This window comes from Chitinophaga sp. HK235, from assembly GCF_018255755.1.
Taxonomy (GTDB): Bacteria; Bacteroidota; Bacteroidia; order Chitinophagales; family Chitinophagaceae; genus Chitinophaga.
Map to the genome: position 1 here is coordinate 7833183 of NZ_CP073766.1, position 22325 is coordinate 7855507.

Sequence of the window (22325 nt, forward strand, 5' to 3'; positions counted from 1 at the left end):
ATGCTATTAAAAAGTTTTCATCTGTTATTAAAACAGCATATCACATCGAAAAGTACTATATCAAAATCGGGTTTTTTTTCAAACAAAAAAGAGTGCTATTTCTCCTGCTTTTAAATATTTTGATAAAATAATATCTTTTCTTTCATCCGGAGAAATTTTTTTAAAAGGGGATGTGTTATCAATGCCTGAGGCTGGCAGAGGTTTGGGGGCAACTGATCAAGATCTGAAAAAGAAACCCGGGCCGGCCGTTTCCGGAGGCCCGGGAGTAAAGCGTTGAATGGTGTCTTCATGAACACCTTGTCTCTCATGTGATTAATGCGTTATCACGGCGCATCGGGCACCCCTATATATACAGGGGATTAATGCACCATCACGGTGCGATCCGGCATCCGCAAGCTACCTCATAGCCTACGTGTACATCTGATTAATGTGCTATCACAGTGCCTCCCTGGTCGGGTGTCGCCATAGCGGTTCCGATTTGTTTGCGGCCCACCATCAATATCGTCAGCGCCATCAGGGAAGAACCGGCGATGGTAAGAGCCAGGGGCAGGGTTGAATGACTATCAAACAGGCTAACAAAGGTAGATGCCAGTGCCCCTATGCCCATCTGCAGTGCTCCCATCAAGGCGGAAGCAGTGCCTGCATTTTTCCCAAAAGAAGCCAGGCAAAGGGCGGACGTATTCGGACTAACATATCCCATGCAACAGAGATACACAAACAGTAACAGCAACAGGCCGGTGAGACTCAGCCAGTTGTTCCAGGCGCAGATGGCCAGTACCAGTCCAATTATGGAATGAAGCGTCAGCGCTACCAACACTATCTGCTGGCTTTCAAAGCGCTTCAGCAGCAGGCTGTTGATCTGGCTGGAGCCGATAAACCCAATAGAGAGGCCGGCAAAAATCCAGCCGTAGGTTTTACCATCCAGGTGGTAAACATCCATAAATATCTGCGGAGAGCCGGACACGTATGCAAACAGACCGGAGAAGGCCGTAGCTCCGGCAAAGGCGTAGGTGTAAAACTGTGGCGTGGTGGCCACTGTCCAGAAGCTTCGGGTAATAGGGCCGGGTTTGAGCGACATGGAGGTATCAGGCTGATAACTCTCCGGCAGCCACAGGATGGTGGCTAACAGGATCAATCCCCCCATGGCCGCCAGTACAATGAATATCGTATGCCAGTTGAAAGCAGCGGTCACATAACTGCCTATGGTAGGGGCCAGCATAGGAGAAGCGCCTAATACCAATACCAGCAGGGCAAATACTTTGGCATTTTCCTTCACAGGAAACAGGTCACGCACCATTGCCACAGAAGCTACTGTGGCAGCACAGCTTCCGATGGCCTGTATAAATCTCAGGATCACCAGGCTGTTCAACGTGACCGCATATACGCAGCCCAGCGATGCGGCTATATAAACCAGCAAACCCAGTATCAACGGTGTTTTCCTGCCAAAGCGGTCGAGCAGCGGACCATACAGCAGCTGCCCTGCAGAGATGCCTATAAAAAAGCTGGAGAGCGACAAGCCTACCCTGGCCTGCTCTACGCCGAAGTCGGCGGCAATCGCCGGAAAGCCCGGCAGATACATGTCTATGGAAAAAGGCGCCAATGCGGTGAGGGTACCTAATATCAGTATCAGAAAAAAATATCGGGTTCTCGTATGTTCTTGTGTCACAGTCTGTCGGTTTTGAATGGGTCTAAGAATTTAAAAAAATCGGGTGTAAAAGTAGAATAACTGTTTTGTTTGAAGAGTCTTCCTGCCAGCGATAATATTGATGCGCCTATAGATGAAAATGATAACTCCGGGAAATGATATCAGAAAAGGGATTGATATTATTTATTATAATTATACTATATATTTGCACACGTCCTATACTTGTCGAGATGAGCACAACCTTATTGAGAACCCTGATTTTTGGGTCTGTCATATTGACCCTGCTGGCTTTACGCTCCTATGCCCAGGAAGGTATGCCATTATCTGTCCGTGCCTGCGGTACAGACAGACTATTGCAGCAATGGCGCCAAAACCCTTCGTTTGTGGCGAGGGAACAGGCCATCAATCAGGCCATCCTGCAGCAGCGTTATGTTCGGGTGCCTGGTGCTCCGGCTGTTGATGCGGCGATTATTACCCTGCCGGTAGTGGTGCACATACTCAATGAGAACCTGAGCGCCTATACGGACCTGGACGTGGCCAATGCAATACAGGCGCTTAACGAAGCCTACAGCGCTACCGGTGCCTTTACCGGTGGCCGTACCGATACAAAAATCCGATTCTGTCTTGCTAAAACAGCCCCTGATGGCGGCCGTACCACCGGGATCATCCGTTCCTATTCCTACCTGAATGATTTTGACGTAGACATGGAAGGCGGGAATGTTACCGGTATGGGAGCGTGGGATCATAGCCGTTATATCAACATATGGGTCGTGTCTGCCATCCGTTCTGACTATATGCAGGAATTCGACTGCGGTAGCTGGAGCCGTCTTACCATGGGCGGATATGCCAGCGCCGGCGGAGATATTGTGGTGGCCGGCCTCGGTGTGGACGTACTGGCACATGAGATGGGACATTACCTCAGCCTCCTGCATACCTTTGCAGCCAGAGACTGTAAAAACGATGACTGTACCACCGATGGGGACATGGTTTGTGACACCCCTCCGGAGAAGACCATCACCGGCGGTTATGCCTGCAGCGCCCCACAAAATTCCTGTGACACCGATACCTTGTCTGGTTTTACCACCGATGTGCCAGACCTGCCGGATAACTTTATGGACTATGGCCAGGGCACCGGTTGTATACTGGGCTTTACCCAAGGTCAGGCCGACAGGATGCGGAACTTTATTACCACCTCGCTGTCGCTGATGCAGCCCAGCATGGTTTGTAATGATCCCTGCGCCGCTGCTGTTACCGCCGCTTTTACCCGCGACATTGCCTATCCTGTAGTAGGACAGACTGTCACCTTTACGGCTACCGTCGCTGCCGGACAAACCTGCGTATGGCTGGTAGACGGGGTGGCCACCGGTACCGGCACTACCATGCCGTTGACGGTCACCAGTCAGAAAACCTATCTGATAGAACTACGTGTAACCGATGGTGTTAGTGGTTGCCATGCTACCACCACAGACGCCATGCCTGTTAGTTGCGGCGTGGTTGCACGTTTCTACCCCGACAAACGCAAGATCGCTTCCAAAGCGGGCATCCAGACAGACCATGTGGTGTTTACCAACCGCTCCCGCAACGCTACCGCCTGGAAATGGCTGATCAGCAATGATAAAGGTATGGCGGAGCAGGTGGTGAGCACAGATGAACAGCTGGACTATATTTTCCAGACACCCGGCAACTATAAAGTACGCCTTTATGCTACAGATGGTCACTGTGAGGACTATACGAACCCGGTCACCATTGTGGTGGACGATCCCACTGCTGACGGCGTGGTATATGTATCTGCCGTAGAATGTTACCAGCAGGATAAGCTGCGCGTGAAACTGTATTTTGAGAACAAAGGATACCAGACTATTCCTAAAAACACACCTGTATCTTTTTATGATGGTGATCCGCGGCTGGGAAAGGGGCATTTGTTAGGAACCCCATTTTTGCTGCCGGCAGACCTTCCAGGCAAATGTGTCTCTGTATTATATACTACGATTGTTCAGGCCGGCCGCGCCAATGTAGATACACTGGTGACGGTGATGAACGATAACGGCAGCACTTTTCCGCTGGCATTGCCCAACACCAGTGTGGAAGAGAGTAATTACAACAATAATGTGAGCATCAAGCGGGGATTCAAGTTTCATGTATCCCTGGCGCCGGGAGATTATACCGTATTACCGAAAGCACAGCTGGTGCTGAAACCCACCGCTACCGGTGGTACCATCAGCTCCGCCACCTGGGAAACTTCACCCTACCTGAACTGCAGCAACTGCATCAACACTACCTTTACTGCACCCTATCGTCAGGATACCGTTACAACCGTGAAAGTGCGGGGATATTCACAGTATGCCTGTTACAGTGATACGCTGGCTACCGTGCATATTCCGGTGGTAGATGACTATACCGTGAAACTGAACAGTGTGGACTGTTCCAGGGGAGACAGCCTGTATGTGGACTTCTCTCTGTGCAATGCTTATACCACCGGTAATATACCGGCTTCACTCCAGGTAGATTTTTACGACCGGCTTCCGGGCGATCCTGCGGCAGTACAGCTGGGTACCCGTTTCCTGACGCCCATGGCTTCTCCCGGTACCTGCAGCCGTTACAGCCAGTATATCCGGAATGCTCCTTCCGGCCAGATAGTGGCAGTGGTAAACAAAGACCAGCAGGCGTATCCGCCGGTTACTGGTTTGAACGAGGGTGATTATTCCAACAATACTTTTACCTGGAACTATGTTCCGCCTGTATTGACCGTCTTCCCGAAAGACACTACGGTATACCGCAAGGCACCGTTCCACTTCTATTACGACGTAAGGGGCTTCACACCCACAACTATTCTGTGGGATAACAGTGATGCCTATACGCTCAGCTGCCTTTCCTGTGCTGCTCCTTCGGTTACTATGCAGGACAGCAGTCAGATAGGTGTACAGTTGACGAACCAGTATGGTTGTGTGCTGAAAGGGCAGGAGTACGTACATCTTGTGCCACCGGATATGACGGTAGAACTGTTGTCTACACATTGTTTCGACAATGGCCATATTCTGGTGAAGTTCAAGGTATGTATGTCTAATGGTTATGATACTGTTTTTCAGAAGATACCGGTATCTTTTTACAATGGTGATCCTGGTAATGAGCGGTCGGTGATGTTGCAGCCGGTTTATTATACGCCGGTGCCCAAATTTGGCGACTGCCGTGAGTTTACCCATGTACTGAGTGCTCCGGGTACCAAAGAGGTGGTGGCCGTGGTGAATGATCGTCAGGGGCCTGTATTTAATGAGACAGATTATAGCAACAACCGGAGCGACCTGGATTATGAGCCGTTTACTATAACGGCCACGCCTGCACTGATATCGCTGCCTCGTCCTGCCAGTGTGGGATTGCGTACCAGTATCACCGGCGGGCCTGTAAGTTCTTATCTGTGGGAGCCGCAGACAGGGCTTTCCTGTACAAGTTGTCCCAATCCGTTTGCTGCTGCTACCTCGTCTATGAAATACCAGGTGACCGCCACTAACGATTATTATTGTACAGACACCGCTACCGTACACATACAGACATTTGTGAATGCTGGTATCAGCATGCCTAATGCATTTTCTCCCAATGGAGATGGGCAGAATGATTATTTCTATGTGATTGGTAGCTGGGATATCCGTCAGGTGAGGAACCTGTCGGTGTTTAACCGCTCCGGCAACAAGGTTTTTGAAGCGGTGAACACGCCGGCCAATGACCGCAGTTATGGTTGGGATGGAACTGTGAATAGTAAGCGGGCAGATCTGGGGAGTTATGTTTATTTCGCGATGGTGGAGTATCTGGACGGCACCACGCGAATGATAAAGGGAACGGTATTGCTTATACGTTAATTTTTCTTCAGATAGTTTTAACAAAAAGAAACCGGCTCCCAGTGAAGAGCCGGTTCTTTTTTTTCATTCATCACACACACTATACATGAACAGTTTTAAGCATGGTCCCGTTTTCGTTAAAGCGGCTATGCCAGCTAAGGGCCTCCTGTAGCAGGTGAGGTGTTTGGCCTCCTCTTTTGCAGGCTTCGGTAAAATAGTTGTTCAATTCGTCTTTGTAGCTGGCATGCGCGCAGTTGGATATGATCAGTCTGGCGCGCTCGCGCGGTGCAAGTCCTCTTAAGTCTGCCAGACCGTTTTCAGTTACTATAATGTCTACGTCGTGTTCTGTATTGTCTATATGAGAAGCCATTGGAACAATGTGCGAAATACCGCCGGCTTTTGATGATGACTGTGTTACAAATATGCTCAGGTAAGCATTACGGGCGAAGTCGTTGGAGCCGCCGATTCCGTTCATCATGGCGGTGCCGCCGATGTGGGTGGAGTTGACATTTCCGTAGATATCACATTCGATGGCCGTGTTGATACTGATAATGCCCAGCCGGCGAATGACTTCCGCCGCATTGCTGATGTCCTGCGGACGGAGGATGATATGTGGTTTGTATTTTTCGAAGTTGCTGAAAACCCGGTTGTAGCAGGTTTGTGAAACAGTGATCGAAGAGGCGGAAGCAAAATCCAGTTTGCCTGCATCTATCAGGTTAAAGGCGCTGTCCTGTATCACTTCAGAGTACATGGTCAGGTGATGGAAGTCGCCGTCAATAAACCCTTCGAGAACTGCGTTGGCCACTTTGCCGATGCCCGATTGTAAAGGGCGAAGGGAATGTGGTAATCTGCCTTTTCTGATTTCGTGGGAAAAGAATTCCAGGAGATGGGTAGCGATGGCGCTGGTTTTTTCATCTCTTTCATTGATAGATGCCGGGCTGTCGGTAGTATCGGTCAGTACGACGGCTACTATTTTTTCCGGATCAACCGGGATGGCCGGCAGGCCTATGCGGGAGCCGGCATCGGTAATCGGAATGATACGTTTGTGTGGCCATACTCCCGTAGCGAAGATGTCGTGAACTCCGTATACAGAGAGAGGTACAGACATATTGATCTCTACGATGATTTTGTCGGCAGCAGCTGCAAAAGCAGCAGAGTTACCTACGGAAGTGGTTGGTACGATACTGCCGTCGGCCTCAATCATCAGTGCTTCAATGATCGCGATATCTACACGGGGGATGATCTTTTCATTGATCAGTTCGGCGCTTTCGCCGAGGTGCTGGTCTACAAAAAGTACATCGCCGCTATTGATTTTTTTGCGCAATGCAGGGTCTACCTGGAAAGGCATGCGTTTGTGCAGTATGCCTGCTTCAGCGAGAGCCCCATCTGTATCATGGCCCAGAGAGGCCCCGGTGAGCAGTGTTATTTTGAGAGGGTTAGCAGGAGCTGAGGCTGCCAATGCTTTAAGTACTGCTTTGCTGTCGCCGGCTTTGGTGAATCCGCTGGAGGCTACTACCATCTGGTCTTTGAACAAGGTGGCAGCCTGGTCGGCGCTGATAATCTTCTGTTGTAATTCCGTTCTTTTAATGCGTTCTTCGTACATGGTGCAGTTATAAGACAATGGCAATTGTTGATTGCGGATTGCGGGTACAATATTAGGACGGTTTGAGTTGGCTGATTTGTGTATCTGGGACAAACTTTTGTTTGTTCCGGTCAGGGGGAAGCATCGAAATTATTGGTATATTTATAGTGTCGCACGTCCAATCCAATTTCTATCATTTTAAATCCCCATTCAGCATGAAAAAAGTGATCTTCCCGCTTTTATGTGCCTGTTATGTTTCATTAACTGTCAATGCTCAGAGTTTGCTGGATCCTCCTAAAAAAACGGCTGCTGGTTTGCAAAACCAGCTGGGTAATGCCGGAGGACTAGCAGGCAGTATCCTTGGGAAATTAACGCCAGCGCTGGGATTGACAGCCGAACAACAGCCAAAGGTATCCAATCTTCTCACCAGCTTTATTCAAAGGAAAGCAGGTATTCTACCCTTACAACAAAGCAACCCTGCGGCGTATGCATCCAAATTTGGTTTGCTGCAGAGTGGACTGTTCTCCAAACTTAAACTGGTGCTCACAGCAGCACAGTACACTAAATTCCTGGGACTTAAACCAAAGACGAATGATGCGACGAATGTATTGTCGCAATTATTCTTCTGACTATGATGATTATTGAATGCAACTTTGATGAATGTTGATAGGCATGATGGAGGATGTTTGCTAAGAAATGTTTTGGTGAAATGCAGCATGTTTGTTGTTGAGTGTTTTGAGGAAAAGAATTTTTTTATTTTTTTGACAACGCTTGTTTCTTTGAGAGACAAGCGTTGTTTTTTTGACATGATAATCTTGCTGAAGAAAAAAAATGATAAGATCCTGTGTGGGAAAAATCTTGCAACGGCAGGCATTGAAATCAGTTTAATCATAATTATCTTCGCGGCCCTATGCCAAAGAAGAAATCGACGAATAAATCAAGCAATAGTTTAGCCTTAGCTGTTATACTGATCATTGCCACTTTTATAGTTACTACCTGTTCCCGGAAAATAGCCGGGATAAAGGAAAAGGAGAAAACCCATTCTTCAAAAAAATCATCTGCTTCCAAACACGGGAAAAAGAAGTCTGCGAAATATCTGTTGCAGGAAGACTTTGAAAAGGGCAGCAAAACCAATTACAATACAGAAGAAATTTCGCTCAGCAGCGGTAGCTGGGAGTTCAAGGATGCTGTGACCGGCGGCCTGGATGAAGATCATAAGGTAGGTACAAAGGCCTTACGCATCCGGAGTAATGGTATGGCGAATATGGAATTTGATGTTGCCGTGAAGGGAACGGTGACGGTTACGCTGAAATATGCTTTGTATGGAGAGGATGAAAAAGGTGAGTGGGAGTTATGGGCATCCGTGAACCGCGGACAGCGTTATACCAAAGTAGGCAATACCGTTAGTGTTAGCTCCAATACTCTGAAGACAGCCACTTTCACGGCTACCACCAATGCCGCCATTCGTTTTTCGATCCGGAAAACAGACAAGACCAACAGCCGGTTGAACTTTGATGCCTTTACGGTAGAAGAAGGAGGCAAAGCTCCGGTCGTAACAGGACCTGCTGAAGGGTCGGTATCGGGCGATGATGATAACATGTTGCTGGGTAACCCGAGTAATGCCACGGCTTCACTGGCGATGGTCAACAATTACCTGATGGACAAGGGATATTACAAATTGTCTTACAGCCGCGATAACGGAACACCTAACTGGGTAAGCTGGCATATTTCTTCCCGTGATCTGGGGGATATGGCCCGGGGTAATGATTTCCGGCCGGATGCAGATGTACCGGACGATTGGTTCCAGGTGACGCAAACCACTTATATCGGCAGTGGTTTTGACCGTGGTCATAACTGTCCTTCGGGGGACCGGACGGCTAGCCGGGATGCCAATGAAGCCACCTTCCTGATGACCAATATGATTCCGCAGGCACCCAATCATAATCAGCATCTGTGGTCTAATCTGGAAAGTTATACCCGTTCACTGGTAAAAGAGGGGAATGAGGTGTATGTGATTATGGGAAGTTATGGTACTGGCGGAACCGGTAGTAAGGGGCTGACAAAAAAGATTGCCGGAAACAGGGTGAATGTGCCTGCCAGGATCTGGAAAGTGATTGTGGTATTGCCTGAGGGCAACAATGACCTGAAACGGATTTCCCGTTCCACCCGTGTCATTGCAGTCAATACGCCCAACAATAATAACGTCAATACAAAATGGTCTGCCTATCTCACTTCTATAGAAGAAATTGAAAAAGCTACGAATTACAAGCTACTGGGCAATGTTCCCGAGGCAGTAAGGCAGGAGCTGATCAAAAAGATTGATACCGGGGAGTAAACCTTAGCATGATAGTTGCTAAGTGATTTCCCATCTAATTGAAAACGGGATTTTGATGCAGTTGAAAAAATTATTATGTCATTGCGATAATTAATTATAAATTGCATAAAATTGCCATATTTTTAATTGAGGAAACTTTTTATATTGCCATTAAAAATAAGGGTAAAAAGTACATCCAATCGCTATTGTCATTCATGATGTTTGACTTTATTGAAAAATTTAACCTTTTGTACTGAAGGTATGTGTAACATATGAAGACCTTAATTCGTTAGCTTACAATAGAATAATTGCTAAATGATTAACTGACCAAAGACAATCAAATGATGGGCCTACAATATTCACTGCGTATATTCAACGATAGACCTGCAACGGGTGTATCTGTTTGCGCTGAAATAAACGGTGGAAAGCGGGCGTTATTCAGGATGGTGCCGGATGGTTCAGGAGTGGAAAACAGTGCGAAGCAAAAATTACAAAAAATTATATAAGATTCAGATATATGGGTGATAGCATGTCCGTGGCCTTATTGGTAACTACATACAACTGGCCAGAAGCGTTAAAACTTGTTCTGGAGAGTGTGCTTAGGCAAAGTGTTTTGCCTGACGAGGTCATCATCGCTGATGATGGATCTGCAGATGCTACAAGATATGTTATTGAAGCGTTCAAACGAAGCACCACTATTCCTGTAAAACATTTCTGGCATCCGGATGAGGGTTTCCGTAAAACGATCATCATCAACCAGGCTATTACCGGTACTGATTCTGACTACATCATCCAGATAGACGGGGATATAGTATTACACGAAGATTTTATCAAAGACCATAGAAGTGAAGCCGAACAGGGTTTTTATATCCGCGGCAGCCGGGTACTTTTGCCGGAAGACAAGACCCGTTATTTTCTGCGTTCCGGCGAATTTGACAATGTAACGGCTTTCGGCCGGGGTGTAAAGAATCGCTTTAATGCGCTCCGTATCCCGTTTCTCGCGCCTTTACTGATAAAAAAGAGTAAACGTTCCCGTAACCTGATCGGTTGTAACTGCGCTTTCTGGAAGGAGGATTTTCTGAAGGTGAACGGTTATAATAACGAGCTGAAGGGCTGGGGACATGAAGATATTGAACTGGCCGCCCGTTTTATCAACTCAGGACTGAGCCAGAAGAAGGTAAAGATGAAAGCGGTATGTTATCATCTGCACCACCCACTCAACGACCGGATACACGAAAATGTCAACTACCGCGTGTACCTGGATACCTTAAAAAGAGGAATTACCTACTGTACAAACGGCTATCACCACTAAAAAGTGTGGGAGCAGCCATTGTAAACGGGAACCGAAATGTTATATAACCAATGTTATCCCATTATCTGGTTATATAACTTCTCCTGTAATGATTGCCGATATGCCCGCGGATATAGAATTTATACATTCTTCTCAGCGATTTCCTAAGCCGGTGGATGTCCTGCAACTCATGAAAAGTACCGTTGCATCCGGCATTTTGCAGCTGTGCCGCTACTTTTTCCAGTGCCAGTATATAGGGTTTGTAGACGATCTTCAGGTTATGCTCCGTTAATCTGTAATGTCCCAGGAAACAGCCATTGGCAATACAATACTTATAATCGTGGTAGTGATAAAAGATCAGATCGAACTGCTTGCCACTGCTGGTTTCTATGCCAGTGACCATATTTTTATCTGCAGTAAATGAGTATTGCTGCACGTTCCAGGGAGCGACGCCACCGCCGGTGTGATTGAGTTCATGTATACAATCATAGCGTGTTGTCCAGCTATCCAGGTATTTCTGGTCCCCGAATTTACCATCTTCAAAACGGGCGTAGCACCATTCAAAACAGTCTTCTTTCCAGTCAGTGAGTACTTTGCGGCCCGCAGCATTGTTTTTAAAGGCAACGAATTGTACGCAGTATTTCCCGCTGGTAGCGGCCTGGTCGTACTCCGGTGTATAGCGGTGTTCGGTAATAAGCACTGACTGCTGTCCCATTTCTTCCAGCAGTACGGCGGGATTTTTATAAAACAGCAGGTCTGCATCAATATAGGTACAGGAAGGCAGTTGGTAGGTATCCAGACAGTATTCAATGGTGGCAGGTGTACATGTCCAGCAGTATTCGCCTGGTGTGCGGGTTTCCTTTATCTGTAATAATCTTTCATCTTCAAAAGAGGACAGCGGAATGATGGTGGCTTTAGATAACCGCAGTGTTTGCAGTGTCTGGCAGGCCTGATCATCAAAGGCAAAAATATACAGATGAAAGTCCGGGCAGGTGGCTTCCAGCGAATTGTACATGGCTACACCCCGTGTCAGGTATAATGAGTTGAAAAGTGTACAAAAGTTGAGCATGTTTGACTGATCTTCGTTTTACTGCTAGATGCCTTTAATCAGGTACTTTACCCAGCGTTTGAAACGCCTACGTTTCCGTTTGAAAAAAGAGTAATTATTATAGAGGCGGGTAAAGAATTCCCTGAAGGCTACATAGCCGGCCCGGCTTTGTTCTACCGGAATATCCAGGATGGGTATGGGTTCCATGCTGACAGTCTGGTCGTAGCTGTTTGTTTGTCCGCTATTGGTACCGGAATTATCCATGCCGATATTTCTTGCCATGGATTTGCCGGGATACAGTGTGTATTTGTCTTTCAGATAAGCAGATGCCAGCCAGCGAATGGCCCAGGAGTCGTTTTTGCCCTCAATCTGGTCTCTGAGCATCTGGGTATAAGGATAGGCACCATCAAAATCGAATTTGAAAGTAAGCCTGCGTTGTTCCAGTTCATGCAGCAACTTCCGTCCATCCGGTTCATACATGTCCCAGGCCCGTTTCCAGGTACCCCAGATACAGCAGTCAGCTCCTTTGAGGAAAAAGTTGGCAGGCACTTTCTTCCTTACCGGATAGAGAAACGCACATACACAAGCTACTTTATCATTGTTTTCATAATGATCCAGCGCATCATTCATAAACCGGAGGAAATAAGGGGATACCAGCAGGTCATCATCCATCTGAATGATTTTACCATGCTTGTTTACCACCATGGTAACGCCAGTGGTGATACTGGCTGCCAGTCCTATGTTCTGCTGTTGTTCTATCACTGTTACGGATGCAAAGCCGGTAACTGTATGGACATATTCCCTTACAGCCTTTACCATGTCCTTGTCTTTGTCTGCTTTGGCCCCGTCACTGAAAATGTAGAGATCTGTGCGTGGTGCTTCCGCATTTTTCAACAATGATTCTATTGTTTGTTGAGCATGGTCGGGCCGGTTATAAACAAATATGGCCACAGGAGCTAATGACATTATCCGAAATAGTTTTATGGATGCGGAGATAAAGCGCCAAATATAGCTGTAATCTGACTAAAATCCTAATCTCAATAACTAATGACCAGATATTGAATCTAACATATATTATAAAAATAATGTATTATTTCATCTTGATATGTATGTAGACGATTTTCGATATCGGGCGTATTTTCTTCTGATGACTAATGAACACGGGGGATTCCCGGGACATATTATAATTTTTATGGTATAGTTTTATCCTATAATTCTGTACCTTCGCCGTCCTATGCGAGAAACGTCTAACTGTGTAGATATTGTTATACCATCTTTCCGGCTGGGAGAGCGTTATCTGATTCCTTTAATAGAGCTGCCCAAACCTGAGGGGTGGACCTTTAATTATTTTATCATTGTAGATAATCCGGAAGTGAAACCTGGTCCGGCTATCAGCAAGCTGGCGGCGGACGGTGTTGTCAACCTGTTTATCAACTCTGAGAACCTGGGTGCCTCCGGCAGCAGGAATAAAGGTATTGATGCCGGTAAAGCTCCCTGGATATTGTTTCTGGACGATGATATTGTGGTAGAGAAAGATCTTTTGCATACCTATGTGGCGGCCATCCGCCAGCATCCTGATGCTATCGGATTTATAGGGCTGACTGATTTCCCGGCGCCTATTAATCACTTTACGGAGGCATTGGATGCATATGGCATTACAGCTGCTTTCCGTATTGCGAATGTTACCAGTGAATTTATGTGGGGAACCACAGCGAATATGATGTTTAACCGTGCTGCGATGGGTGACCTGCGTTTTTCAGACGTTTTCTCCAAGAACGGCGGGGGAGAGGATATGGACCTGCCTGCACGGATCTGTATACAGAACAACAAACGTTTCCTGACATTAAAAGAAGCCAAGGCAGTACATCCCTGGTGGAATGATGGCCGTCCGCACTATGACCGTAGTATGCGTTACGGAGCAGGCACCGGGCATTTGCTGCCTCGTTTCAAAAGCTTTACCTGGTATGGGTTTCCTAATCCCATCGAATCACTGATATTGTTTATACTCACCGCACCACTTATTATTTACTACCTGGGCTGGACCCAATGGCTGATCCTCATTGCAGCGGTATTTGTTTTTGACCTTATCCTGAACTATGCCAAATCGGTGCAGAAAGGTTTTACTTCTCCTGTGGTGGCATATTATGTAACGAGGTTGAGATGGAGCACTGAATGGGGCACACTGATAACCGGTTTACGAAAACAGGGAGTGCCGGCTTTCATGCAACGTATCAATGCTGACTTTTCAAGACCGCATCATTTCCGGCTGAACCGCTGGCGGATTACCAAGTTTGTCATGTTTGCGCTGCTGGTGGGCGTGCTTATCTGGTGCAGATAATGGCTTGTGGCTGAACCGCATGGCTGGAAGTATAAAAATGTATTAATTTAGTTCGTCCGTAAATATATCCATGCATGGCCGACAACGATATTATCATCAGTATCATTATCGCTACCTATAATGCTGAGAAGCAGCTACCTGGCTGTCTTCGTTCTATTACTGCGCAGTCTTTCAAAGGCATTGAAATAGTGGTGATAGATGGAGGTAGTACAGACAATACCTTGTCTATACTGAAAAATTATACTGGTAGTTTTCCGCTTAACTGGGTCAGTGAGCCAGATAAGGGGATATATGATGCCCTGAACAAGGGCACCAGATTGGCAAAAGGAAAGTGGTTACACTTTCTGGGTGCAGATGACCGGTTGTTACCGGGATTCAGTGAAATGGCCGCACAGGTGAAAGAGGAAAACGCAGTTTATTACGGTATCAGCAAAGAATACTATACAGGTCAGCGTCCCAACTACAATGTATTAACCGGTCATTTCTCAAAATACAGACTGGCGCAGGAATGTATGAACCATCAGGCTATTGTTTACCCGGCGCTGGTATTCAGGAAATACAGTTATAATCTGCGTTATAAAGTGTTTGCCGATTATGATGTTAATATCAGAGTGTGGGGCGACCGTCAGTTTAAGAAATGTTATTACCCTATTCCTGTTGTCAGCTACAATATGAACGGATTCTCGTCTGCTACCCGGGACGAACTGTTTAAGCAGGATAAACCCGGTATCATTAAAGAGGGTATGGGTTGGATTATTTATCTCCGTTTTCTGTACAAGCGGTATAAGAAAAGAAAGGCCGGGGTATTGGATTTTTAAGTAGCAGGCTTCAAAATCAATCCAATGGCTGATTTTGAAGCCTGGCTCATTACATTGCGTTATTTTTCAACTACTGTTTCTTCCTTGTTGGCAGCAAATGTCTGCATATCAATCAGTTTTTTATACAGTCCGTTTTGGCCCATCAGTTCCAGGTGAGAGCCTTGTTCCGCAATTTGACCATCTTCCAGTACAACGATCAGATCGGCGTTCTGGATGGTGCTGAGGCGGTGTGCGATCACGAGGGAGGTGCGGTTCTTCATCAGGTTGTTGAGAGCGTCCTGTACCATTTTTTCGGATTCTGTATCCAGTGCGGAGGTCGCTTCGTCCAGCAGCATCAGCGGCGGGTTGTTGAGTACAGCACGGGCGATACAGATACGTTGTCTTTGTCCACCGGAGAGCCTGGAGCCTTTATCGCCGATATTGGTCTGGTAGCCATCAGCGGTACTCATGATAAAATCGTGTGCATTGGCGATTCTGGCGGCAGCTTCCACATCGGCGTGGGAAACATCGGGTTTACCAAAGGCAATATTGTTGAAGATAGAATCATTAAAGAGAATGGAGTCCTGGTTGACGATGCCCATGAGTGACCGGAGAGACTCGATGGTTACGTTTTTAATGTGGTGGCCGTCGATGAGGATGTCACCGGATTTGGGCTGGATAAAGCGGGGGATCAGGTCCATGAGGGTGGACTTACCACCACCGGAAGGGCCTACCAGTGCGATCGTTTTACCTTTTGGTATTGTCAGGTTTATTTTTTTCAGTATTTCTTTTTCGCTGTAGGCAAAAGTTACATCTCTGAATTCAATATTTTTCTCAAAGTCGGTGAGGGCCACAGCGTTGGGAGCATTGACGATGTTAGGTTTCTCATCGATGAGCTCCAGTACACGTTCACCGGCCGCAATACCAGAGTGGATATTGGTAAAGGAAGCGGAGATGGCTTTAGCGGGGCGCATGATTTGTGAGAACAGCGCGATGTAGGCAATGAAAGCAGCCGCGCTGAGGTCGCCTTGGTTAGCGAGTACCAGGGTACCGCCGTATAAAACGATACCAGCCACCATAAACACACCGAGGGTTTCGGAGACGGGGGAGGCCAGCTGCTGTCTTTTAGCCATGGCGCGTGCAATCTTTGAGTAGCGGAGGTTTTCGTTGTTGAAACGGTCCGTGATAAAATTCACCGCATTAAAGGCTTTGATGATACGGATACCATGGAGTGCTTCATCCAGGTAGCTGATCATAATTCCGTAGGTACGGTGCGATTCCACCGCATGTTCCTTAAGGCGCTTTACGATTCTGGAGATGATTAAACCGGCCACCGGTATTACCAGCATGGATACCAGGGTCAGTTTATAGGAAATGATAAAGAGCATTATCAGGTACGTAAGAAAGGTAACAGGCTCTTTAAAAATCACCTGGAGGGTACCGGTAACGGAGTATTGCACGGTTTGCACGTCGGATGCTATTTTGGAGATGATATCCCCTTTTCTTTCATTGCTGAAATAGCCAAGATCGAGGCCCATGACGTTGTTGAAAACGGACTTTCTCAGGTTGAGCAGGGTGTGGATACGGAGGCTTTCCATGGTTTTGTCCGCAAAATAGCGGAAGAGGTTACCCAGCAGTACAGATACCACGATACAGCCGCATACGAACTGGAGCGTTTGTACGGCGCCGTATTTATTAAAAACGAGGGTGGTATAGTAGTTAAAAACAGCGAAAATGTCAGCCCAGTTATCCGGTTTTACTGGAGTCCCTTTTACATTAGCGAAGATGGTGGCCAGCAGTGGAGCCAGCAGCGCCAGGTTCAGCGTACTGAAGATAATGGACAACAGGGTGCAGATGATATAGGGGATGGCAAATTTGTTAATAGGTTTCGCAAAAGCTAAAAGTCGGAAATACGTCTTCATATCACTGTAAAATACTCGAAATTATAATTAATTCATCTCCATAAAAAAGCCGCATCAAAGCAAAGCTGATGCGGCTTCTCTCATAGCGGGCGAAGTTAGATCTTTTAGTGTAATTGGCAAAGTATTTAGCATAAATCGTTATGTTAAAAGAAGGTCAGGTCCTGCAGGAATTTGATCGGCTCCTGTTTTTTCTGTATGCGCAGGGGGCTTAGATCCGGGTGAACACAAACCCTGAGGTATCCACCTTGTTCTGATGTAACAGTTGATTCAGGGCTGTTACTGCATCTTTAAATGCCACTTCATTCATGCCATGTTTGACTTTACCGGTCAGGTAGAGGTAAAATGCAGGACGCAGCCTCACCTGGCTGAGCATCACATTTACCGCGGGAATGCTGTGGCGGATGGCATGGACTATATTGCCGGTATCTTTGAGCCGTACGTTCCAGCTCATGTCAAACACCGGGTAGCTGCTCAGGTTTGTTGTGTCATCGGATTTCAGGTAGCCTGGCCGGATATGTTGTGACGGATCATACGTCCGCAGAAAAAACTGGCGGGCAGCGGTGTCGGGCCGCATCCGGCGGACGGAGCTGTCACCGCTGATAATGAAGATGTCCAGCTGGGCTGAATCGGGATTGTCGAGAATGGCGGTCATGTCTTTAATGGCAGCCAGGTGTTCAAACAGATCTATATTGAGTGGATTGCCGGTGTGGATATAAGGGAACAGTTTTATCGTAGCTGCGTGGTCGTTGGTATACAGGAAAGCGCCGCCTTCCTGTACCAGTCTTTGGGCCACCAGCTGGTCTATTTGTTTTTTACGGTCGTAGAAAATTTGTTCCGATGCGGTTTTCATACTGCGGACCTGGCTGCTGTGCCGGAATTGTGGAAGGCAGGCCCGGACTAGCAGTACAAGGCCGAATATCGCTGAGATACCGATGAGCAGGCCGGTGTGGCTGCTGCGGGTATTGTTGATCTGGTGCAGTTGAGTGGCTGGCACTGCGGGTGTATCGTTTGTTTTGGGCTTTTTTTTCTCCTGTCGCTGGAGCCGTTGTTCCAGCTCCTGCAGGAAGTTTTGGAAATCGGAGACTTCTTCCGGTGTATTCTGAATCAGGGCGCGGCTGCTTCTCAGCATGGACCAGGACACTTTCCTTTTTTCGAGGTGTAGTTTGATAGCTGTATTGCCAGCCATCCATGGACTGGATATTTTCCTGATTTCCGAAAAATATATTACACCATATAAGGCTGACTCGATCTGGTCGTGATAGAGGGTGATCGTTTCTTTTCTCCACATCCATTTTATGGTCAGGATTATGGAAGCCAGAAAGATAACAAGTATTGTTATCATCAGCAGGGTGAAGTTGACTTTCAGTATAAGGCCGGTAAGTATTAAAGCAAGGGTACCCAGGGCTATCAGCACCGCGCTCCAGGCGCCTCTTTTCTGGTCTCCGATAGTAAAATGCCAGGTCAGGGGAGATTGCATCATCTGTCGAAGGTACTTTTTTTAGTGGATTTTCTCAGGAAGGGCTGTCACGTAAAGCACATCTGCTTTACGTGACAGCCGATGGTTAGCGGGATTCGAGTATTTTCAGTGCTTCCTCGTCTTTGTATTGGAGGATCAGTTTTTTCAGCGTTGCTTTCAGGTTGGCCGTAATTTGTTCAGTGCCTTTGTTGCCGTAGATATTATTCACCTGATGCGGATCTTTTTTCAGGTCGTATAGTTCCCAGGAATCACCGGCACCATAGAAACGGATAAGCGTATACTGTTCGGTACGTACACCGAAATGCGGATATACGTGATGGGGTTCGGGAAACTCGTAGTAGTGATAATAAGCAGCCTTGCGCCAGGACACTTTGTCTGTATTGGGCTGCAGGAGCGGGAGGAAAGAGGCGCCTTGTATATCTGCAGGTACCTTAACACCGGCGATCTGCAGGATGGTAGGTGCCCAGTCTATATTCAGCATCAGCTGGTTGACTGTACTGCCAGGTTTGGTGACGCCAGGATATTTAATGATAAAAGGAGTGCGAAGGGATTCTTCATACATAAAACGTTTATCAAACCAACCATGTTCTCCCATATAAAATCCCTGGTCGGAAGCATAAATAACGATTGTGTTGTCGGCCAATCCGTTTTTATCGAGGTAATCGAGCAGGGCGCCGATGTTGCGGTCCAGTGAGCGGGCGGTAGAGAGGTAGTCTTTCAGGTAGCGCTGGTACTTCCATTCCACCAATGCGTCGCCACTGAGTTTTTTCTCATCGAACTCTTTGCTGATTTTATCTTCGTAATAAGCCTGGTACACTTTTTTTTGTTCCGGTGTAAACCGGCCATAGATACCTTTTTCGTAGTTGGCATGTACTTTCAGATCTTCTTTCAGGCGCATGGTTTTGTCGATGGTCATGTCCTGGTTTTGAGCGGCTGTTCTGTTTTTATAGTCATCCCGGAAGGTAGGTGGTAGCGGGAAGGTTTTGTTGTCGTAGGCGCCGAGGTCCTGCAGATCAGGCAGCCATTCGCGGTGGGTGGCTTTTTCACCTACTACCAGGAAGAAAGGTTTGGAGGTATCGCGGTGATTGAGCCAGTCAACCGAAAACTGTGTGATGATATTGGTCACATATCCTTCTACTTTTGTAGTATCGGTTGGACTGATAAAGTCAGGATTGTAGTACTGGCCCTGATTGTTGAGGATACGCCAGAAGTCGAAGCCCTCGGGAAGATTACCCAGATGCCATTTGCCTATCCATGCTGTCTGATATCCGTTTTGTTGCAACAGTTTCGGAAAGAGCTGCTGGCCCACGTTGAATTTTTTTTCATTAAGCGTGTATCCGTTGACGTGACTATACTTTCCTGTCAGCAATGTGGCCCTACTAGGGCCGCAGATGGAATTGGTGACCAGTGCATTTTTAAATAACGTACCCTGGCGGGCAATCCGGTCGATGTTAGGTGTTTGAGCCAATGTACTGCCATAAGCGCTGATAGTCTGATAGGCATGATCATCAGAGAAGATGAAGATGATGTTGGGCTGTTTTTTCTGTCCGAAGCTGGTATTGGCGATGAGAGCCAGCAGCAGCCAGGAAAGGCGTTTCATTGTTTTCATACTGTTGTTGTAATGATGGATTAGGACGCGGTGGGAGATAAAGATATCTATTATTTGGTATGGTAGGTAATATTATGATTTATTGATATTTTGCAGGGTGGGTTTATCAAAGAGGATTGTAATGTGATGAAGGAGGGATGAATGAATATATCGTTTATGAAGATGACAGATGATATGAAAGCTATCGGCTATGATAATTCCTGATATAGTATACATAAATGAAACTGGTTACGGCATTTATTAAACCAAAAGATTAGCCCCTGGACTGTGTTGCACAGCTTCATCTTCCTGTTGAGTTAAAGGTTTCGGATACTGGTCATTTTTACATTCATACCGGATGTAAGATGAAAATGCCGGTGTTGGTTCTTTTATACGAAGAGCCAAGAGGGGACGGCTCCTGTACCCAAGAGTATCAGCGGATGGTGAATGGTGTTTGTGAAAGTGGTAAAAAGGAAGTCATAAGCCGGGTAAATTTTAAGAAAAACGGCTTGGACTATTGTCGTACTACCTATCGGTGGAAATGGAGCGATAACGCCACCAGCGGAATGATAATAGAAGAGCTTCCGGGAATGTGTACGAATCCTAATGAACCTTAGATCGAAAAAAATATGGGCTGAAGCAAAGAACGCTTCAGCCCATATTTTTTAAGGCATATACGGCCCTCCTGTCTCACCCCAACCCCATTTAGGCATGGGCTGTTCCGCGTCCATATCCAGTGTATTTTCCTGAGAATTGATCACAGCAATACGGGTGCCCCATTCGATGTATCCTACAAATGCGGAGCGGAATTCCGGATCATCGGGCAATTGTAGTTCATCTGCGGTTGCCAGCAGTAGTGCTATCCACCTTTTGCGATGTTGTTCGGTGAGATGTTTGCCAAGGTGTTTATGGACCATTTTAAAATGGGAGCCTTCCTGTTCGCTGTAGGTCTTGGGACCACCGAAGACTTCTGCGATGAAGTGGGCCACATGTTGCTGGTGTTCCGGGCTCATGTGTTTGAATACGGGTTCCAGTAAAGGATCTGCGAGTACTTTTTTATAAAAGGTGTCCGTCAGTTTTTCAAATACCGGCATGCCGCCTGCCCATTCGTATAGTGTGGGTATTTTTTTGTCGTTTGTCATGCTTCTAAATTAATGAAAAATGACTATTTTCTTATCCACTGGGTAGGAGTAAGGTCATAATGTTTCATTTCTTCAATATTGTTGTAAAATGGTTTTACGAGGTTGAAGAATGGCGGGAACTGCTGACTTTTACGGAATCCCTGCAGATGATCTGTTTGGGAAGTCCAGTGGATGACTACGATGTAATGCTGTGGTTCTTCGTTGCCGTGTAGTACCTGGTAACTTAAACAATACGGGGAGGCTTGCAGGTATTTACCGGCTTCTGCATAGGCGGTTTCAAAATGCTGGCGGTCCTGTTCCGGGATGCTGTAGCGGATGATTTCCGTTGAAAAGGTTGTGGGTGCTGACTGGTCCATAGTAGATGCGAATGGATACATAATAAAAAGTGTGATAATGGTGACGAGTGTTTTCATATTTTTATGATGGATATTGACTATTACAAAGCTAAGTGCCTTTGTGGTCGTGATCAATAACTTACCAAAAAGTAGGATACCGGTATGATAACCTTAAACGATAAAACATACACCTGTCCGGTCGATGTAACACTGGGCTTTATAGGTGGTAAATGGAAACTGCTGATACTGGCGCATTTGCATCAGTTTGGGCAACGTAGTTATGTGCAGTTGCGGGAGAACCTGCCGGGTATCTCGGAGAAAATGCTGAGCCAGCAATTAAGGGAGCTGGAGCAGGATTTTCTGATCACTAAAAATATTTTGTCGAAGAAGCCCTATCGGGTGGAATATGCGTTGTCGGAGGATGGAAAGTCTCTGGCGCCTTTGTATGAATTTGTGAGTGACTGGGGTATTCGTTATCTGAAAAAACATGGCATCGATTATATCCAGGATCAGCATCTATACAAATAAATTTAACCCGTCCCCAATTTTCGCCATTCTATTCCAATGCTTATCTCTAGCGGTTTAAGAGGTATCTGAAAATTAAATTTTTCCGTAACCATTCGGTTACTTATATTTGTAACCGAACGGTTACGGATATTAAAAAGTTATTTATGCGCAGAGACGTTTTTCAGGCGATTGCTGACCCAACGCGGCGGGACATCATTCATTTGCTGGCCGATCAGTCGTTGAGTCTGAATATGGTGGCTGATCATTTTGACATCAGCAGACCAGCTATATCCAAACATGTGAAAATACTGACAGAATGCGGCCTGGTGATCATACAGCAGCAGGGAAGGGAGCGGTATTGCAGGGCTAATCTGCGTCAGTTGAAGCAAGTGTCTGAATGGGTGGAACATTACCGGAAGTTCTGGGATCGTAAACTGGATGCCCTGGAAGCATTTCTGGAAGAGGATAATCATAAGAAGAAGAAAAAAAAGAAGTAGTTCATCATCTTT

The 22325-nt window shown here is 46.6% G+C and carries 17 protein-coding genes; 8 read left to right on the top strand and 9 right to left on the bottom strand.

The genetic code is table 11. The features are described 5' to 3' along the window. Nucleotides 1-424: 424 nt before the first annotated feature. The gene (locus tag KD145_RS30205; RefSeq protein WP_212003519.1) at nt 425-1666 is read right to left on the bottom strand and encodes a multidrug effflux MFS transporter; all 1242 of its coding nucleotides are present in this window, start codon (nt 1664-1666) and stop codon (nt 425-427) included. A gap of 209 nt (nt 1667-1875) precedes the next feature. Between KD145_RS30205 and KD145_RS30210 the strand changes: the two genes are divergently transcribed. Further along, nucleotides 1876-5496: a gliding motility-associated C-terminal domain-containing protein gene (locus KD145_RS30210; RefSeq protein WP_212003520.1), complete on the top strand. Its 3621-nt coding sequence runs from the start codon at nt 1876-1878 to the stop codon at nt 5494-5496. A 79-nt stretch (nt 5497-5575) separates the two neighbouring features. Here KD145_RS30210 and KD145_RS30215 read toward each other — a convergent pair whose 3' ends face one another. After that, nucleotides 5576-7078 carry a succinate CoA transferase gene (locus KD145_RS30215; RefSeq protein ID WP_212003521.1) on the bottom strand — a complete coding sequence of 501 codons (1503 nt, stop codon included), beginning with the start codon at nt 7076-7078 and terminating at the stop codon, nt 5576-5578. A 194-nt stretch (nt 7079-7272) separates the two neighbouring features. Between KD145_RS30215 and KD145_RS30220 the strand changes: the two genes are divergently transcribed. The 3 genes from KD145_RS30220 to KD145_RS30230 all read left to right on the top strand — a co-directional run bounded on the left by KD145_RS30220 (nt 7273) and on the right by KD145_RS30230 (nt 10683). Continuing rightward, nucleotides 7273-7686, top strand: a complete 414-nt coding sequence (locus tag KD145_RS30220; protein ID WP_212003522.1) for a hypothetical protein — start codon at nt 7273-7275, stop codon at nt 7684-7686. Between the two features lie 281 nt (nt 7687-7967). Continuing rightward, nucleotides 7968-9392, top strand: a complete 1425-nt coding sequence (locus tag KD145_RS30225; protein WP_212003523.1) for a DNA/RNA non-specific endonuclease — start codon at nt 7968-7970, stop codon at nt 9390-9392. Between the two features lie 508 nt (nt 9393-9900). Further along, on the top strand, nt 9901-10683 hold the full coding sequence (locus tag KD145_RS30230) for a glycosyltransferase family 2 protein (protein WP_256441323.1): 783 nt from the start codon (nt 9901-9903) through the stop codon (nt 10681-10683). A gap of 61 nt (nt 10684-10744) precedes the next feature. Here KD145_RS30230 and KD145_RS30235 read toward each other — a convergent pair whose 3' ends face one another. Both KD145_RS30235 and KD145_RS30240 read right to left on the bottom strand, forming a co-directional pair. Next, nucleotides 10745-11731 carry a hypothetical protein gene (locus KD145_RS30235; protein WP_212003525.1) on the bottom strand — a complete coding sequence of 329 codons (987 nt, stop codon included), beginning with the start codon at nt 11729-11731 and terminating at the stop codon, nt 10745-10747. 24 nt (nt 11732-11755) lie between these two features. Next, nucleotides 11756-12676 (bottom strand): glycosyltransferase family A protein, encoded by a 921-nt coding sequence (locus KD145_RS30240; RefSeq protein ID WP_212003526.1) that lies wholly within the window; start codon nt 12674-12676, stop codon nt 11756-11758. A gap of 268 nt (nt 12677-12944) precedes the next feature. Between KD145_RS30240 and KD145_RS30245 the strand changes: the two genes are divergently transcribed. After that, a complete protein-coding gene (locus KD145_RS30245) occupies nt 12945-14048 on the top strand; it encodes a glycosyltransferase (protein WP_212003527.1) in 1104 nt (367 codons plus the stop codon). A gap of 74 nt (nt 14049-14122) precedes the next feature. Further along, entirely contained in the window at nt 14123-14866 is a 744-nt protein-coding gene (locus KD145_RS30250; protein WP_212003528.1) for a glycosyltransferase family 2 protein, read from the top strand. Between the two features lie 59 nt (nt 14867-14925). Here the strand turns inward: KD145_RS30250 and KD145_RS30255 are convergent, their stop codons facing one another. From KD145_RS30255 to KD145_RS30275, 5 genes are all read right to left on the bottom strand, one after another. Beyond that, nucleotides 14926-16767 (bottom strand): ABC transporter ATP-binding protein, encoded by a 1842-nt coding sequence (locus KD145_RS30255; protein ID WP_212003529.1) that lies wholly within the window; start codon nt 16765-16767, stop codon nt 14926-14928. Nucleotides 16768-16975: 208 nt separating this feature from the next. Continuing rightward, nucleotides 16976-18247, bottom strand: a complete 1272-nt coding sequence (locus tag KD145_RS30260; RefSeq protein WP_212003530.1) for a hypothetical protein — start codon at nt 18245-18247, stop codon at nt 16976-16978. Between the two features lie 82 nt (nt 18248-18329). Then, nucleotides 18330-19853, bottom strand: coding sequence for a sulfatase (locus KD145_RS30265; protein ID WP_249219637.1), 1524 nt, complete (start codon nt 19851-19853; stop codon nt 18330-18332). 644 nt (nt 19854-20497) lie between these two features. Continuing rightward, nucleotides 20498-20974 carry a group II truncated hemoglobin gene (locus KD145_RS30270; RefSeq protein ID WP_212003531.1) on the bottom strand — a complete coding sequence of 159 codons (477 nt, stop codon included), beginning with the start codon at nt 20972-20974 and terminating at the stop codon, nt 20498-20500. A gap of 23 nt (nt 20975-20997) precedes the next feature. Next, a complete protein-coding gene (locus KD145_RS30275) occupies nt 20998-21387 on the bottom strand; it encodes an antibiotic biosynthesis monooxygenase (RefSeq protein WP_212003532.1) in 390 nt (129 codons plus the stop codon). Between the two features lie 84 nt (nt 21388-21471). Here KD145_RS30275 and KD145_RS30280 point away from each other — a divergent pair, with 84 nt between their 5' ends. Beyond that, nucleotides 21472-21837, top strand: a complete 366-nt coding sequence (locus KD145_RS30280; protein WP_212003533.1) for a helix-turn-helix domain-containing protein — start codon at nt 21472-21474, stop codon at nt 21835-21837. Nucleotides 21838-21980: 143 nt separating this feature from the next. After that, nucleotides 21981-22313, top strand: a complete 333-nt coding sequence (locus KD145_RS30285; RefSeq protein ID WP_212003534.1) for a helix-turn-helix transcriptional regulator — start codon at nt 21981-21983, stop codon at nt 22311-22313. The last annotated feature ends 12 nt before the right edge of the window (nt 22314-22325 follow it).